The 14,856-nt window shown below is 69.6% G+C and carries 11 protein-coding genes; 7 read left to right on the forward strand and 4 right to left on the reverse strand.

The genetic code is table 11. The features are described from left to right. Positions 1 to 17: 17 nt before the first annotated feature. The gene (locus tag G528_RS0105890; protein WP_084638057.1) at positions 18 to 2,303 is read left to right on the forward strand and encodes a heavy metal translocating P-type ATPase; all 2,286 of its coding nucleotides are present in this window, start codon (positions 18 to 20) and stop codon (positions 2,301 to 2,303) included. 219 nt (positions 2,304 to 2,522) lie between these two features. Beyond that, positions 2,523 to 3,011: a ferritin gene (locus G528_RS0105895; protein WP_035719171.1), complete on the forward strand. Its 489-nt coding sequence runs from the start codon at positions 2,523 to 2,525 to the stop codon at positions 3,009 to 3,011. Between the two features lie 77 nt (positions 3,012 to 3,088). On the opposite strand, the gene G528_RS0105900 is transcribed toward G528_RS0105895, so the two are convergent. Beyond that, positions 3,089 to 4,168 carry a YdcF family protein gene (locus G528_RS0105900; protein WP_035719086.1) on the reverse strand — a complete coding sequence of 360 codons (1,080 nt, stop codon included), beginning with the start codon at positions 4,166 to 4,168 and terminating at the stop codon, positions 3,089 to 3,091. A gap of 216 nt (positions 4,169 to 4,384) precedes the next feature. Here G528_RS0105900 and G528_RS0105905 point away from each other — a divergent pair, with 216 nt between their 5' ends. The 3 genes from G528_RS0105905 (at position 4,385) to pntB (ending at position 9,136) form a co-directional block, all read left to right on the forward strand. After that, a complete protein-coding gene (locus tag G528_RS0105905) occupies positions 4,385 to 5,872 on the forward strand; it encodes an FAD-binding protein (protein ID WP_026918166.1) in 1,488 nt (495 codons plus the stop codon). A gap of 247 nt (positions 5,873 to 6,119) precedes the next feature. Next, positions 6,120 to 7,652 (forward strand): Re/Si-specific NAD(P)(+) transhydrogenase subunit alpha, encoded by a 1,533-nt coding sequence (locus tag G528_RS0105910; RefSeq protein ID WP_026918167.1) that lies wholly within the window; start codon positions 6,120 to 6,122, stop codon positions 7,650 to 7,652. 8 nt (positions 7,653 to 7,660) lie between these two features. Then, entirely contained in the window at positions 7,661 to 9,136 is a 1,476-nt protein-coding gene (pntB, locus tag G528_RS0105915; RefSeq protein ID WP_026918168.1) for a Re/Si-specific NAD(P)(+) transhydrogenase subunit beta, read from the forward strand. Between the two features lie 138 nt (positions 9,137 to 9,274). Here pntB and G528_RS0105920 read toward each other — a convergent pair whose 3' ends face one another. From G528_RS0105920 to G528_RS0105930, 3 genes are all read right to left on the reverse strand, one after another. Further along, positions 9,275 to 10,042 carry a metallophosphoesterase family protein gene (locus tag G528_RS0105920; RefSeq protein WP_026918169.1) on the reverse strand — a complete coding sequence of 256 codons (768 nt, stop codon included), beginning with the start codon at positions 10,040 to 10,042 and terminating at the stop codon, positions 9,275 to 9,277. Positions 10,043 to 10,111: 69 nt separating this feature from the next. Then, the gene (locus G528_RS0105925; RefSeq protein ID WP_026918170.1) at positions 10,112 to 11,356 is read right to left on the reverse strand and encodes a GAF domain-containing protein; all 1,245 of its coding nucleotides are present in this window, start codon (positions 11,354 to 11,356) and stop codon (positions 10,112 to 10,114) included. A gap of 135 nt (positions 11,357 to 11,491) precedes the next feature. After that, the gene (locus tag G528_RS0105930) at positions 11,492 to 12,103 is read right to left on the reverse strand and encodes a TetR family transcriptional regulator (protein WP_026918171.1); all 612 of its coding nucleotides are present in this window, start codon (positions 12,101 to 12,103) and stop codon (positions 11,492 to 11,494) included. A gap of 155 nt (positions 12,104 to 12,258) precedes the next feature. On the opposite strand from G528_RS0105930, the gene G528_RS0105935 reads away from it, so the two are divergent. Both G528_RS0105935 and G528_RS0105940 read left to right on the forward strand, forming a co-directional pair. After that, the gene (locus G528_RS0105935) at positions 12,259 to 14,001 is read left to right on the forward strand and encodes an FAD-dependent oxidoreductase (RefSeq protein ID WP_035719176.1); all 1,743 of its coding nucleotides are present in this window, start codon (positions 12,259 to 12,261) and stop codon (positions 13,999 to 14,001) included. Then, positions 13,998 to 14,825 (forward strand): MlaE family ABC transporter permease, encoded by an 828-nt coding sequence (locus G528_RS0105940; protein ID WP_026918173.1) that lies wholly within the window; start codon positions 13,998 to 14,000, stop codon positions 14,823 to 14,825. The genes G528_RS0105935 and G528_RS0105940 overlap by 4 nt, the downstream gene beginning before the upstream one ends. The last annotated feature ends 31 nt before the right edge of the window (positions 14,826 to 14,856 follow it).

The following is a 14,856-nucleotide window of genomic DNA, read 5'->3' on the forward strand; positions in this document are numbered from 1 at the left end:
GAGACACAGGTGAGACGATGACCAGCACTGCCGCCGGTCCGCAGACCGGCCCCGCCGAGACCACCGAGGCGTTGCGCGACGTCGATCTGGAACTGATCGGCATGACGTGCGCGTCGTGCGCCAACCGGATCGAACGCAAGCTCAACAAACTCGACGGTGTCACCGCGACGGTCAACTACGCGACCGAGCAGGCGCACGTCGAGTACGGCGGCGACCTCGCGCCGACCGACCTCATCGAGACCGTCCGGTCGGCCGGGTACGACGCCGCGGAGATCTCCCGGGAGCCCGCGGGCGCACACGACGACGGCGACCTCGGACCGTCGCGCGCCGAGACGGAGCTGGCCGCGCTGCGGCAACGGTTGATCGTCAGCGCGATCCTGTCGGTGCCGGTGATCGCGATGGCGATGATCCCGGCCTGGCAGTTCACCAACTGGCAGTGGTTGTCGCTGACGTTGGCCGCGCCGGTCATCGTCTGGGGTGCGCTCCCCTTCCACCGGGCGGCGTGGGCCGGACTGCGCCACGGCACCACCACCATGGACACCCTCGTGTCGGTGGGGACGTCGGCGGCCTTCGGCTGGTCGATCTACGCCCTGTTCTGGGGGACCGCCGGCACGCCGGGCCTCACCCACGGGTTCACCTTCATCGCGACCCGGGGCGAGGGCTCCTCGCACATCTACCTGGAGGCCGCGGCCGGCGTCACGACCTTCCTGCTGGCGGGCCGCTACTTCGAGAAGCGCGCCAAACTGCGGGCCGGTGACGCGCTGGCAGCCCTGGCCGAGGTGGGCGCCAAGGAGGTCACGGTGATCCGTGACGGCCGCGAGGTCACCGTCCCGGTCGCCGAACTGAGCGTCGGTCGGCGGTTCGTCGTCCGGCCCGGCGAGAAGATCGCCACCGACGGCGTGATCCGCGACGGGGCCTCGGCCGTCGACCAGTCGATGATCACCGGCGAGTCGGTGCCCGTCGAAGTGGGGCCCGACAGCCGGGTGGTCGGTGGGACGGTCAACGCGCACGGCCGGCTGATCGTCGAGGCGACGGCCGTGGGCTCGGACACCGCGCTGGCGCAGATGTCGAAGATGGTCGCCGACGCGCAGGCGGGCAAGGCGCCCGTGCAGCGCCTGGCCGACCGCATCTCGTCGGTCTTCGTCCCGGTGGTCATCGCGATCGCCGCCGGCGTCCTCGGCTTCTGGCTGGGAGTCGGCGGCGGGACCGTCCTGGCGTTCACCGCGGCCGTCTCGGTGCTCGTCATCGCCTGCCCCTGCGCCCTGGGGCTGGCGACGCCCACCGCGCTGATGGTCGGCACGGGTCGCGGCGCGCAGCTCGGCATCCTGATCAAGGGGCCCGAGGTGCTCGAGTCGACGCGGCGTGTCGACACGATCGTTCTCGACAAGACGGGCACCGTGACGACCGGCGACATGGCGGTCGACGGCGTGGCGGCCGCGACGGCGGTGGACGTCGACGAGGTCCTCGCCCTGGCCGCCGCCGTGGAGGCCGGCTCGGAGCATCCGATCGGTCGGGCGATCGTCGCACATGCCGACGCGCGGGAGACCGCGGTGCCGGCGGCACTCGATTTCGAGAACCTCGCGGGTTCGGGGGTGAAGGCGCTCGTCGACGGCGTCGACGTCCGTGTCACCTCACCGCGTCACGCGCCCGGAGCGCTGCCCGGTGAGCTCCGGTCGGCCGTCGATTCGGCGACCGGGCAGGGGGCGACGCCGGTGGTGGTGAGCCGTGACGGCGCGCCCGTGGGCGTGGTGGTGGTGGCCGACACGGTCAAGCCGTCGTCGGCGGACGCCGTCGCGGCACTGCGCGCGATGGGTCTGCGGCCGGTCCTGCTCACCGGCGACAACGCCGGGGCGGCGCGGCATGTCGCCGAGCAGGTCGGCATCGACGAGGTGATCGCGGAGGTGTCGCCGCAGGACAAGGTCGACACCGTGGCGCGTCTGCAGTCCGAGGGCGCCGTGGTGGCGATGGTCGGCGACGGTGTCAACGATGCGGCCGCCCTGGCCGCCGCCGATCTGGGGCTGGCGATGGGGACGGGCACCGATGTGGCGATCGAGGCCGGCGATCTCACGCTGGTCAGCGGCGACCTCTGGGCGGTGGTCGACGCCATCGCGCTGTCGCGCAAGACGCTCTCGACCATCAAGTCGAATCTGTTCTGGGCGTTCGCGTACAACGTCGCCGCGATTCCGCTGGCCGCATCGGCGTTGTTGAATCCGATGATGGCGGGTCTGGCGATGGCGTTCTCCTCGGTATTCGTGGTCGCCAACAGTCTGCGATTGAAGGGATTTCGAACGCGGCGCACCTGACGGCGGAGCAGGTCGCTGACCTGCGGAAGTGAACTGAGGTTTGCCTTCTCTATCTTGGCGGTGACGAGCGTCATGAATAGTTAGGGTTGCCATTCCTCTGCACTATTCGGGCACCCTTTCCTTGCTGTTGCAAAAGGATTTCGGCACCTATCATCAATGCATGACGGCGACAGCGCCGAGAAGACATCCATGAATGACGAGGAGATGGTTGCCGTGAAGATGAATGAGGAACTCGAAGTCGCGTTCAACAAGCAGATCACCAAGGAGATCGAGTCGTCGATGCTGTACCGGCAGCTCGCCGCCGAGCTGGAACTCCGCGATCTCCCGGGGATGGCGAGCTGGATGCGCAGCCAGTCCGACGAGGAGATCGGTCACGGCGACCGTCTCATCAAGCACCTGACCGACCGTGACAACCGCCCGGTGATCGGCGACATCACCATCCCGTCGGTCAAGGCCGACACGGTCGCCGAGCTGTTCGAGATCGCGTTGGAGGCCGAGCGGGGCATCTCCGAGGCGGTGCGCGAACTGCACCGGCTGGCCGACGCCCACGGTGACATCGACTCGCGGCCCACCATCGAGTGGTTCATCAGCGAGCAGATCGAGGAGGAGGCCACCGTCGGCGAGATCTACGGGCGCCTGCAGCTCGTCAACGAGGAGGGGCCGGGCCTGTTGCGCATCGACGCCGAGCTCGCCTCGTCGCAGAGCTGACGCGGACGTCCGTCGAGCCGGTGCCGAACTGATCGGCGCCGGCTCGACGCGTCTGAGGAGCGGCGCACAGCGGCGGCTCAGAGGTGGAACAGTCCGGTGGCGGCGGCGAACAGCAGCCAGAGGACGACCGTGCCCGCGATGGTGACCAGAGTGCCGCGCCGGAAGTGGACGACGATGGCGGCGAACTCGCGAAGGAAGGCGGTCGGCAGATAGTAGGCGGCCGTCCGTGCGCCGACGGCCGACGCGGTCAGACCCATCCGCTGCGTGAGCGAGGCTGCGCGCAGGACGTGGAAGTTGCTGGTGACGACGGCCATCCGTTCCCACGGGACGCCGTGCTCGGCGAGGAGGGCGGTGGTGAACTCGAGATTCTCGGCGGTGGTCGTCGACCGGTCTTCGACGATGATCAGATCGGGGTCGACGCCCCGCTCGACGAGGTGGTCGGACATGGCCTTCGCCTCCGAGACCACCTCGTCGGAGCCCTTCCCGCCGGAGACGACGATCCGCGCGTCGCGGCCCGCATCTCGGCATTCGCGCAGGACGTCGATGCCGCGGTCGAGGCGGGACGCCAGCAGCGGGGTGACGCGGTCGCCGTTGAGGCCCGCGCCGAGGACCACCACGATGTCGGCGTCCCGGACCCTGTCGAGGCGCGAGTACGCGATCGCGTACCCGGTGTAGGCGAGCAGTTCGAAGACGAACACGGCGCCGGGGATCAGCAGCAGGGGCAGGAAGAGGACGGCGACGTGGCTGACCCGGGTGTCGCCGGTCGCCCCGGTGACGACCAGCAGCCACCACGTCCCGACGCCGAGGGTCACGGCGAGTGCGATCGCGATCACCAGCGGGACGAGGGTGGCGATGCGCAGTCCCTCTCGACGCACCACCACGGGGGTGTTGCCGACCAGGGCGACGGTCGTCCCGAGGAGCAGGATCGGAATGATCAGGACGGGTGCCACGGCGACGAGCACGACGCCGGCGGACGCTCCGTCCGGCGATCCGAGTGCGATGAGGGCGGCGGTGAGCCATCCGAGGGTCAGGCAGCCGAGCAGCCACAGGCCGTTCGAGGGACGTCTGCGGTCGGTGATGATGCGGCGAAGGGTGTGGACACCGGCGGCGACGGTGGCCGCGCCGGCGACGATCGCCGGGATCCACTCCGGATCCATGCGTCACTCCTCAACTGGTGGCGGCCGACGGGGGCGGCGGCAGTGCTGCCGCCTGTTCGCCTCCCGCGTCTGTTGGAGACTTTCGGATTCATCAGAGAGCTTAGACAGTCAGACGACCCGGCCGGCGGCGCCGCCGTCGAGAACAACCCGGACTGCCGGTTCACGAATCCGCCATCTCGATAGAACACGTTCTATTTTTCGATTAGCCTGGCCGCTATGAGCGGACTCGACATTCCCCAGACCGTCAACGCATCCGACGTCGCCGACTACTCCGACACCGTGGACGTGCTCGTGGTGGGTGCGGGCATCGGCGGATGCTGCGCGGCGGTGGAGGCCGCCGACCACGGCGCCTCGGTCCTGGTCCTGGAGCGATCGGCCGCCGCCGGCGCCACCACGTGCATGGCCGGCGGGCACTTCTACCTCGGTGGCGGCACCGCGGTGCAGCGGGCCACCGGCCACGACGACTCCGCCGAGGAGATGGCCAAGTACATCACCGCGGTCTCCCGCGAACCCGAGCCGGACAAGATCGACGCCTACTGCGCCGACAGCGTCGCCCACTTCGACTGGCTGGAATCGCTCGGCTTCGAGTTCGAGCGGTCCTACTACCCGGAGAAGGCGGTCATCCAGCCGCAGACGCAGGGGCTGATGTACACGGGCAACGAGAAGGTGTGGCCCTTCGCCGACCAGGCCGTGCCCGCGCCGCGCGGCCACAAGGTGCCCGTCCCCGGCGACACCGGCGGCGCCGGCATGGTCATCGACCTCCTCGTCGAGCGTCTCGGCGAACAATCCGTCGAGATCCGATACGAGACCGGGGCGCGCCGTCTGATCGTCGACGACGACGGGGCCGTCGTCGGCGTGCACTGGAAGGCGGGCCGCGAGGAGGGGTTCATCCGAGCCGGTGCGGTGGTGATCGCCGCCGGCGGCTTCGTCATGAACCCCGACATGGTGGCGCAGTACGTCCCGCAGCTCGCCGAGAAGCCGTTCACCCTCGGCAGCACCTACGACGACGGCCTCGGCATCCGGATGGGCGTCTCGGCGGGCGCGCACCTCAAACACATGGACCAGGCGTTCATCACCGCACCGGTGTACCCGCCGTCGATCCTGCTCACCGGCATCGTCGTCAACAAGGAGGGTAAGCGGTTCGTCGCCGAGGACTCGTACCACTCGCGGACGTCGGGCTATGTCATGGACCAGACCGACCGTGCGGCGTACCTGATCGTCGACGAGGCGCACATGGAACGCCCCGAGTTCCCCCTCGCACCGTTCATCGACGGCTGGGAGACGGTCGAGGAGATGGCCGACGGTCTCGGCCTGGACCGGGCGACGCTCGCGGCGACGCTCGACCGGTACAACGAGTACGCGGCCCGGGGCGAGGACCCCGACTTCCACAAGAGTCCGGAGTTCCTGGCGCCGCAGGACACCGGTCCGTGGGCGGCGTTCGACATGAGTCTCGGGAAGGCGCTCTACGCCGGATTCACCGTCGGCGGGATGGCGACGTCCGTCGACGGTCAGGTGCTCGCCGAGGACGGCGCACCGATCGCCGGGCTCTACGCGGCGGGCGCCTGCGCCGCCAACATCGCGCAGGACGGAAAGGGGTACGCCAGCGGTACTCAGCTGGGCGAGGGATCGTACTTCGGGCGGCGTGCCGGACGTCATGCCGCGGGGTCGTCCCACGTGGGGGAGACCTTACCGGCCGGTAAGTGACGAACCTAACGGCCTCCGGGAGTCGATGGGGGACCGTGCTACCGTCATGCCACGTTTTCCATAAGCAGGGTCGGTCCGCGGACCGCCTGCGGCGTGTCGCGCGAGTCCGATGATGCACTGGCCGGCGCAGGCAGGGACGCTCGCCGAACGGCGGGCCGCTGCCCGGCGCCCTCGCTCGTGTTCTCGGTGCCTTCGCGTCACGCTCCGTGAGACAAGGTGAAGAGATGAGTGTGGGAGAGGCAGTGACATGTTGATCGGCATCCCCCGGGAGTCCAAGGCGGGCGAGACGCTCGTCGCCGCGACCGCCAAAACGGTGGGGCAGCTCCAGTCGCTCGGCTACGACGTCGTGGTCGAATCCGGCGCCGGTGACCGATCCGAGCAGCCCGACGCCGCGTTCGCCGACGCCGGGGCGCGCCTCGGTTCGGCCGACGACGCGTGGGGCGCGGACGTGGTCGTCAAGGTGAACGCCCCGAACGACGATGAGATCGCGCGCCTGCGCCGCGGAGCGGTCCTCATCTCGATGATGGCCCCGGCGCGCGACGCCGAACTCCGCGAGAAGCTCCGCGAGGCCGGCGTGACGGCCCTCGCGATGGACGCCGTCCCCCGTATTTCGCGGGCCCAGTCGATGGACGTCCTCTCGTCGATGGCCAACGTGGCCGGCTACCGCGCCGTCGTGGAGGCGGCGCACGAGTTCGGCCGCATGTTCACCGGCCAGGTGACCGCCGCGGGCAAGATCCCGCCGGCCCGCGTCTTCGTCGTCGGCGCCGGTGTGGCCGGTCTCGCCGCGATCGGTGCGGCGTCGGCGATGGGCGCCGTGGTGCGCGCCTTCGACGTGCGCCCCGAAGTGGCCGAACAGGTCGAGTCGATGGGCGCCGAATTCGTCAACGTCGACTTCGAGGCCGAGAAGTCCGAGGACGGTTACGCCAAGGAGATGACCGCGGAGCAGGAGGCGGCCACCGCCTCCATGTACGACGAGGAGGCGCGCGGCGCCGACATCGTCATCACCACCGCGCAGATCCCGGGCCGTCCCGCGCCGCGCCTCATCACGGCCGAGACGGTGGCCGCCATGAAGCACGGTTCGGTGATCGTCGACATGGCGGCGTCGAGCGGCGGCAACGCCGCCGGGGCCGTCGCCGACGAGAAGGTCGTCACCGACAACGGCGTCACGATCCTCGGCTACACGGATCTGGCCGGCCGACTGGCCGCCCAGACCTCGCAGCTGTACGGCACCAACATCGTCAACCTGCTCAAGCTCGTCACCCCCGAGAAGGACGGCGAGCTCACGCTCGACATGGACGACATCGTCCAGCGCGGCATCACGGTGACGCGCGACGGTGAGGAGATGTGGCCGCCGCCGCCGGTGCAGGTGTCCGCCGCGCCGAAGGCCCCGGCCGCCGAGCCGCAGCCGGAGCAGGAGCCCAAGGCTCCGATGTCGCCGGCGAAGAAGGTGGCGCTCGCGCTGGTCGGCATCGTGATCTACGGGGTGGTCGTCGCGTTCGCGCCGCAACCGCTGCCGCAGCACTTCACGGTGCTCATGCTCGCGATCGTGATCGGCTACTACGTGATCGGAAACGTGGCGCATGCGCTGCACACGCCGCTGATGTCGGTGACCAACGCGATCTCCGGCGTCGTGATCGTCGGCGCGCTCCTGCAGCTCGCCACGGCCAACGTCGCCGTCCAGATCCTGTCCACGGTCGCGATCCTCGTCGCCTCCATCAACGTCTTCGGTGGCTTCGCGGTGACGCGCCGCATGCTCGCCATGTTCAGCAAGGAGGCCTGACGGTGTCGATCGGAATCGTGACCGCGATCAGCGGTGCGGCGTACATCGTCGCGTCGCTGCTGTTCATCCTCTCGCTCGCCGGACTGTCGAAGCACGAGTCCTCGCGCAGCGGACTGACCTACGGGATCGTCGGCATGGGCATCGCGCTCGTCGCCACGATCGCGATGGTGCTCGACCACGTCTACAATCCGACCGACGAGCAGAAGGCCGATCTCCCGGATCTCACGTGGGTCCTGATCGTCCTGCTGGTCGGCGCGATCGTCGTCGGCGCCGTGATCGGCCTGTGGAAGGCCCGCGTCGTCGAGATGACGGGCATGCCCGAGCTCATCGCCCTGCTCCACTCGTTCGTCGGTCTCGCGGCCGTCCTCATCGGGTGGAACGGTGCCATCGGCGGCTTCGACGCCTCGGGCGTCGAGAACCCGCAGGACCTCGGGGCCCTGACGAACATCCACGAGGCGGAGATCGCCATCGGCATCTTCATCGGTGCGGTGACCCTCACCGGCTCGATCGTCGCGAACCTGAAGCTGTCGGCGAAGATGAAGTCGGCGCCGCTCATGCTGCCGGGCAAGAACTTCATCAACCTCGGCTCGCTGGTGGTGTTCGTCATCCTCACCGGCTTCTACGTCGCGATGGACACCCACGCGAACACCACGCCGGCCTACATCCTGCTGGCCGTCATCACCGCGCTCGCACTGTTCCTCGGCTGGCACCTGGTGGCGTCGATCGGCGGCGGCGACATGCCCGTCGTCATCTCGATGCTCAACTCGTACTCCGGTTGGGCCGCCGCCGCGTCGGGCTTCCTGCTCGGGAACGATCTGCTGATCGTGACCGGTGCGCTGGTCGGCTCGTCGGGTGCCTACCTGAGCTACATCATGTGCAAGGCGATGAACCGCTCGTTCATCTCCGTGATCGCCGGCGGCTTCGGCATCGAGGCCGGCCCCGCCGACGACACCGATTACGGCGAGCACCGGGAGATCCAGGCCGACGCGGCCGCCGAACTCCTCGCCGACGCCAAGTCGGTCATCATCACGCCGGGCTACGGCATGGCCGTCGCCCAGGCGCAGTACCCGGTCGCCGATCTCACGGCCAAGCTGCGCGCCAAGGGTGTCGACGTCCGGTTCGGCATCCACCCGGTGGCCGGCCGTCTGCCGGGGCACATGAACGTGCTGCTGGCGGAGGCGAAGGTGCCCTACGACATCGTGATGGAGCTCGACGAGATCAACGACGACTTCGATGAGACCGACGTCGTCCTGGTCATCGGCGCCAACGACACGGTGAACCCGGCCGCCGCCGAGGATCCGGGATCGCCGATCGCCGGCATGCCGGTCCTGGAGGTCTGGAACGCCAAGGACGTCATCGTCTTCAAGCGTTCGATGGCCGCCGGCTATGCGGGCGTCCAGAATCCGCTGTTCTTCCGCGACAACACGCAGATGCTGTTCGGCGACGCGAAGAACCGGGTCGAGGACATCATCGCGGCCCTGTAGAGGAGTCCGACCGGCTCATGCCGTATGTCCGAACCCGATGGCGGGTCGGACGTACGGCATGAGTGCTTTCCGGGCCGATACCAGGCTGGCGGTGCGGTGCGGTGCGGTGCGGTGCGGGGTGCGGTGCGGTGGGGAGTGTCAGCCGGGGACGCCGCGGAAGTGCGTCGTGAGACGGTGCGCGTCGTCGATCAGGTGGAAGGCGACGCCCGGCCGGTGCGAGGAGTTGATCACCGCACTGCCCTCGAACGGCAGATTGAGCGTGGAGGCGACGCCGGGGGCCACCGCGTGGGGGCGGCCGGCGAACGAGGTGACCGCGGCCGTGTGGGCGTGTCCCGAGACGCAGCCGACGATGCCGGGATGCTCGGCGACGAAATCGGCCAGGAGCCGCGGATCGAGCTGCCGCATCCCGTCGATGAAACCGATGCCGATGTCGATGGCGGGATGGTGGAAGGCGACGAGCACGTCGGTGTCGGGGCCGGCGTCGGCGATCTGGGAACGTGCCCAGTCGAGCGTTGGCCGCGACAGGTATCCGTCGGAGCGTCCGGGGATCGACGAGTCGAGAGCCAGGACGAGCAGGCCCGAACCGGCGTCCGACGCGGGCACCCGCAGTGCGGAGTTCACCGGATCGGTTCGCCCGGTCCCGGCGGTGACCTCGGTGAAGGCCGCGCGGTCGTCGTGGTTGCCCAGCAGCATCACCGTCGGAATGTCGGTGACCAGCGTGTCGAGTGCTTCGCGGTACTCGGTGGGCAGGCCCTCGTCGGCGATGTCGCCGGTGACGAGCAGGGCGTCGATGTTCCGCGGCCCGCCGCACCGCCCGTTGAGGTAGTCCATCACCGCTTCGGCGCGCTTGCGATTCTCGGCCGTCCCGTTGAAATGGAGATCGCTGACCTGCGCGACGACGTGCATTGTGCTCCTCGTGTCTCGCAGCGGTCGGGTGGGCGTTCCCGTCCAGGCTAGACGACGTGCGAGCGCCCGTCAGATCGTGCGCCCGGCCGCCCGCCGGTCGACGATGCGGACCGTCTCGGCGAACCGATAGGGGCCCGCGGCCAAGACGGCGCCGAGCCGTCGACGGAGGCGGGACATCTCGGCGCGGACCGTCACGGTGCTGTCGGCGCTGCCGAACAGCAGACGGGCCAGCGCGGCCGCACTGAGACCGTCGCGATGCGCGACGAGCAGGTCGAGGATCTGCAGGTGCCGCGGTGACGGATGCAGCACCCAGGCGGCGTCGCCGGTACCGATGTGCAGTGCGGTGACGCCCCCGTCGTCGGTGAGGGTGAGATCGGTGCGCCCCGGTGCGTCGGTGCCGGGGACGCGCCGCAGCAGCCAGCCGCCGGGCAGGGGCTCGGCGTCGCAGACGCCGAGGGGGTGCACCAGGTGACGTCCGGGACCGAATCCGCCCGGCAGGGGGATCCGCCGGGTCGGCGGGAGGCGGTCGACGGCCGCCACCCAGCCGTCGCCGTCGACGATGACGGCCGGACCGTCGAGTCGAGGCAGGATCGATGCGGACACGGTGCGCAGTCGGTCGAGGTCGTCGCGGTGGGCCTCTCGGAGCTCGGATTCGGTGAGCCGGGCGACCGAGTCGACGAGCGCGAGTGTCGTCGGATGGATGGAGGCAGCCGGGCCGCTCACGTCGACGACCCCGAGGACGTCGCCGGTTCGCGGATCGCGGATGGGGGCTCCGGTGCAGGTCCAGGCGTGATGGGTGCGCACGAAGTGTTCTGCGGAGAACACCTGGACCGGCTGTCGGGAGGCGAGCGCCGTGCCGATGGCGTTGGTGCCGACCGTGCTCTCCGCCCACGAGGCGCCCTCGGTGAATCCGAGCCGGTCGGCCTGACGGAGGGTGCGGGGAGCGCCCGCCCGCCACAGGACGTGGCCGGATGCGTCGGCGACCACGAGGACGTTGTCGCCCGCGGAGATGAGGACGTCGAGGCGGCCGGTCACGGATTCCAGGACGTCGGCGAGTCCGGACCGGGTGCGGCGGTGTTCCAGATCCGCCGAGGCGAGGGGGTCGCCCGCGCGACCGTGATCGGGGTCGACGCCCGCGTCGACGACCCGGCGCCACGAGTCGCTGATGACCGATCGGGGGCGGGCGGGCAGGCGTGTCCCGGACATGGCGGCGTCGTAGACGGCGTGCAGGACGGCGGCGTACTCGCGCGGGTCGGCGCCGGAGACGATCGCCGGTTCGAGGGGCACCGGTGGCGGAACGGTCGTCGTGCTCACCTCCCGGTCTCGGCGGATCACCCGTCTCGACTGTGCGGGAGATCACATCGGATTCAGCATCGCCCGCGGGTGTCGGGGGGTCAAGCGGTGTGCAACCCCCGTGCAACGTCCGCCGCGGCCGACCCGCGGCCGGGGTCAACCGGCGGCGGGTGCCGGGAGGGTGGCCAGGAGTCCGGCGACCGTGGCGCGGATCTGTGCGATGGCGTCGGCATGGGGGCCCCGGCTCTGCAGCAGGTGGCTCACGGTGAGTCGGACGAAGACCTCGGTGACGGTGTGCACGTCGTGCTCGCCGAGTTCGGTGCGGTGGGCGCGGATCTGGTCGGCGACCACCTGCATGGCGCGTCCGAGGACGGTCTCGGAATCGACGGCGACGAGGGAGAGCAGTTCGCTCTCGTCGCGATGTCCGGAGACCACGGAGAGCAGCAGTTCGTTGTCGTCGCCGACGTCGAGCGTGTGGGCCGCCGCCGCGGCGAGGCCGTCGACGATGTCGCCGGGGTGGCGGTCGATGGCCTCGACGACGCCGCGCAGGAAGCGGTCCGCCTCGCGTGCCACGAGTGCGCCGGCGAGGTCCTGGCGGGTGCCGAACTCGTTGTAGAGGCCGGCGCGGCTGATGCCGACCTCGCGCGCCAGCCGCGACATGTTGACGGCGGTCCAGCCGCGGTCGACGACGAGGTCGCGGGCCACGTCGAGGACGCGGTCTCTCAGGAGCTGTCGCACTTCGGAGTGGAAGCGGCGCGGTCCGGGCATATCGCCATCATACGGACCGAAAATGGTCGTTCTGTTGACACTTCTACCTAAAGTGTATACAAACAATGCAACTTAGATCACAGTGTCGGTCGGCGGCGGTGTTCCTCACCCGTCCGAGTCGACGCCACCGACCCCGGGCGATGGAGAAGATGTCGATGAGTCAGGCCCCCCAGCACCAGCCGCTCGGCGACGACGTCGACTTCGACGTCGTCGTGATCGGTTCCGGTTTCGGGGGCAGCGTCACGGCGCTCCGCCTCACCGAGAAGGGCTATCGCGTCGGTGTCCTGGAAGCGGGCCGACGCTTCGCGGACGACGAGTTCGCCTCGACGAGCTGGGATCTTCGGCGTTTCCTCTGGGCGCCGCGCCTCGGCGCCTACGGCGTCCAACGCATCCACCTCCTTCGCGACTGCGTCATCCTCGCGGGTGCCGGCGTCGGCGGCGGGTCTCTGAACTACGCGAACACCCTCTACAAGCCGTCCGGTGCCTTCTTCGACGATCCGCAATGGGCCCACATCACCGACTGGGAGAGCGAACTCGCGCCGTACTACGAACAGGCTCGCCGCATGCTCGGTGTCGTCACGAATCCTCACCTGACTCCCGCCGACGAGATCGTGAAGTCGGTGGCCGACGACATGGGCGTCGGGGAGACGTTCATCCAGACGCCGGTCGGCGTCTACTTCGGGGAGCCCGGGGTCACCGTGCCCGACCCGTACTTCGGGGGTGCCGGCCCGGAACGGACGGGTTGCATCCAATGCGGAGAGTGCATGACCGGGTGTCGACACGGCGCCAAGAACACACTGGTCAAGAACTATCTCGGTCTCGCCGAACGGGCTGGTGCGGTGGTGCATCCGCTCACCACGGTGGTCGATCTGGAACAGCGCGGCGACACGTGGGCCGTGCACACGGTCCGTACCGGAGCGGCGTTGCGCAAGCGCGCCCGGACCGTCACCGCCCGCCACGTGGTGTTCGCCGCGGGAACCTGGGGCACCCAACAGCTCATGCACCGACTACACGACCGGGGGCGGCTGCCCGGCCTGTCGGCGCGGCTCGGGCAGCTCACCCGGACGAACTCCGAATCGATCCTCGGCGCCATCCGTTACCGCGTCGACGAGTCCCTCGATCTCACCCGGGGCGTCGCGATCACCTCGTCGTTCTATCCGGAGCCCGACACGCACGTCGAGCCGGTCCGATACGGCAAGGGGTCCAATGCGATGGGGCTGCTGCAGGCGTTGATGACCGACGGCGACGGTCGCCTTCCCCGCTGGCTGCGGTTCCTCGGCACCGCCGTCCGCCACCCGATCGCCATGGCGCGCGTCCTGGCGGTCGCCGGCTGGAGCGAACGCACGGTGATCGCCCTGGTCATGCAGAACCTCGACAACTCGATCACCACCTTCACCACGCGCGGACTGTTCGGCCGCAAGCTGTCCAGCAGGCAGGGGCACGGGAAGCCCAACCCCACCTGGATCCCCGCGGGCAACGAGGTCACCCGGCGCATCGCCGAGAAGATCGGCGGGGTCCCCGCCGGTACGTGGGGCGAAGTCTTCAACGTCCCGATGACCGCGCACTTCCTCGGCGGATGCGTGATCGGCGACGACTCGGAGTCCGGCGTCATCGACCCGTACCACCGAGTCCACGGGTACCCGACCCTCAGCGTGGTCGACGGTTCCGCGGTCTCGGCCAATCTCGGGGTCAACCCGTCGCTGACGATCACCGCCCAGGCGGAACGAGCTGCTGCGTTGTGGCCGAACAGGGGCCGACCCGATCCGCGCCCCGCCCAGGGGGCGGGTTACGTGCGCATCGATCCGGTGGAACCGGCGACGCCCGCGGTCCCGTCATCGGCTCCCGGTGCCCTCCGGCTTCCGATCACCCCGATCAGTTCCGACCCGGGGGCCCGATGAGCGGCGCGGCCGCCGTCGACGAGCGGCCCGCCGAGCGCGGATCCGCACGCCGCGAGGCGTGGTGGGACCCGCTCCAGACGAAGGTCCGCTCCGGAGTCGAGACGCTCGGCGCATTCTTCCTGACCTTCTGGGGCATCGTGAAAGCGCTGCCGCGGCGGCCGTTCCAGTGGCGGGAGGTGATCTCCCAGGCCTGGTTCATCGCGAGCGTCTCCATCGTCCCGACCATGCTGATGTCGATCCCGTTCTGCGTGATGGTCGTCTTCCAGATCAACGTGCTGCTCGGCGAGATCGGTGCCATCGATCTCAGCGGCGCCGGTGCCGGCGTGGCCGTCATCCGCGAGATCGGCCCCATCGTCACCGTGCTCGTCGTCGCCGGCGCGGGGGCCACCGCCATCTGCGCGGACCTCGGCTCGCGCACCATCCGCGAGGAGATCGACGCCATGCGGGTGCTGGGCATCGATCCGATCCAGCGTCTCGCCGTCCCCCGCGTGATCGCATCGTGCGTCGTCGCGGTGTTCCTCAACGGACTGGTCACCGCCATCGGCTTGGCGGGCGGTTACGTGTACGGCGTCTTCCTGCAGGGCGCGACACCCGGGCAGTACATCACGGCCATCCCCATCCTGACGGGAATCCCCGATCTGCTCATCAGCGAGCTCAAGGCCGGGATCTTCGGGCTGCTGGCATCGGTGGTCGCCTGCCACCTGGGCTTCAACGCCGGCGGCGGCCCCAAGGGGGTCGGTGACGCCGTCAATCAGACCGTCGTCTTCAGCTTCGTCCTGCTCTTCCTGGCGAACGCCGTCATCACCACCCTGTCGCTGCAGTGAGGAACCCGATCAAGATGCCCCGGAACGAGAC

Source organism: Gordonia shandongensis DSM 45094 (assembly GCF_000423025.1).
GTDB lineage: Bacteria > Actinomycetota > Actinomycetes > Mycobacteriales > Mycobacteriaceae > Gordonia > Gordonia shandongensis.

Excerpts from the sequence above, each read along its gene's own strand:
- G528_RS0105890 (WP_084638057.1), top strand. The coding sequence starts at position 18 with ATGACCAGCACTGCCGCCGGTCCGCAGACCGGCCCCGCCGAGACCACC.
- G528_RS0105895 (WP_035719171.1), top strand. The coding sequence starts at position 2,523 with ATGAATGAGGAACTCGAAGTCGCGTTCAACAAGCAGATCACCAAGGAG.
- G528_RS0105900 (WP_035719086.1), bottom strand. The coding sequence starts at position 4,168 with ATGGATCCGGAGTGGATCCCGGCGATCGTCGCCGGCGCGGCCACCGTC.
- G528_RS0105905 (WP_026918166.1), top strand. The coding sequence starts at position 4,385 with ATGAGCGGACTCGACATTCCCCAGACCGTCAACGCATCCGACGTCGCC.
- G528_RS0105910 (WP_026918167.1), top strand. The coding sequence starts at position 6,120 with ATGTTGATCGGCATCCCCCGGGAGTCCAAGGCGGGCGAGACGCTCGTC.
- G528_RS0105920 (WP_026918169.1), bottom strand. The coding sequence starts at position 10,042 with ATGCACGTCGTCGCGCAGGTCAGCGATCTCCATTTCAACGGGACGGCC.
- G528_RS0105930 (WP_026918171.1), bottom strand. The coding sequence starts at position 12,103 with ATGCCCGGACCGCGCCGCTTCCACTCCGAAGTGCGACAGCTCCTGAGA.
- G528_RS0105935 (WP_035719176.1), top strand. The coding sequence starts at position 12,259 with ATGAGTCAGGCCCCCCAGCACCAGCCGCTCGGCGACGACGTCGACTTC.
- G528_RS0105940 (WP_026918173.1), top strand. The coding sequence starts at position 13,998 with ATGAGCGGCGCGGCCGCCGTCGACGAGCGGCCCGCCGAGCGCGGATCC.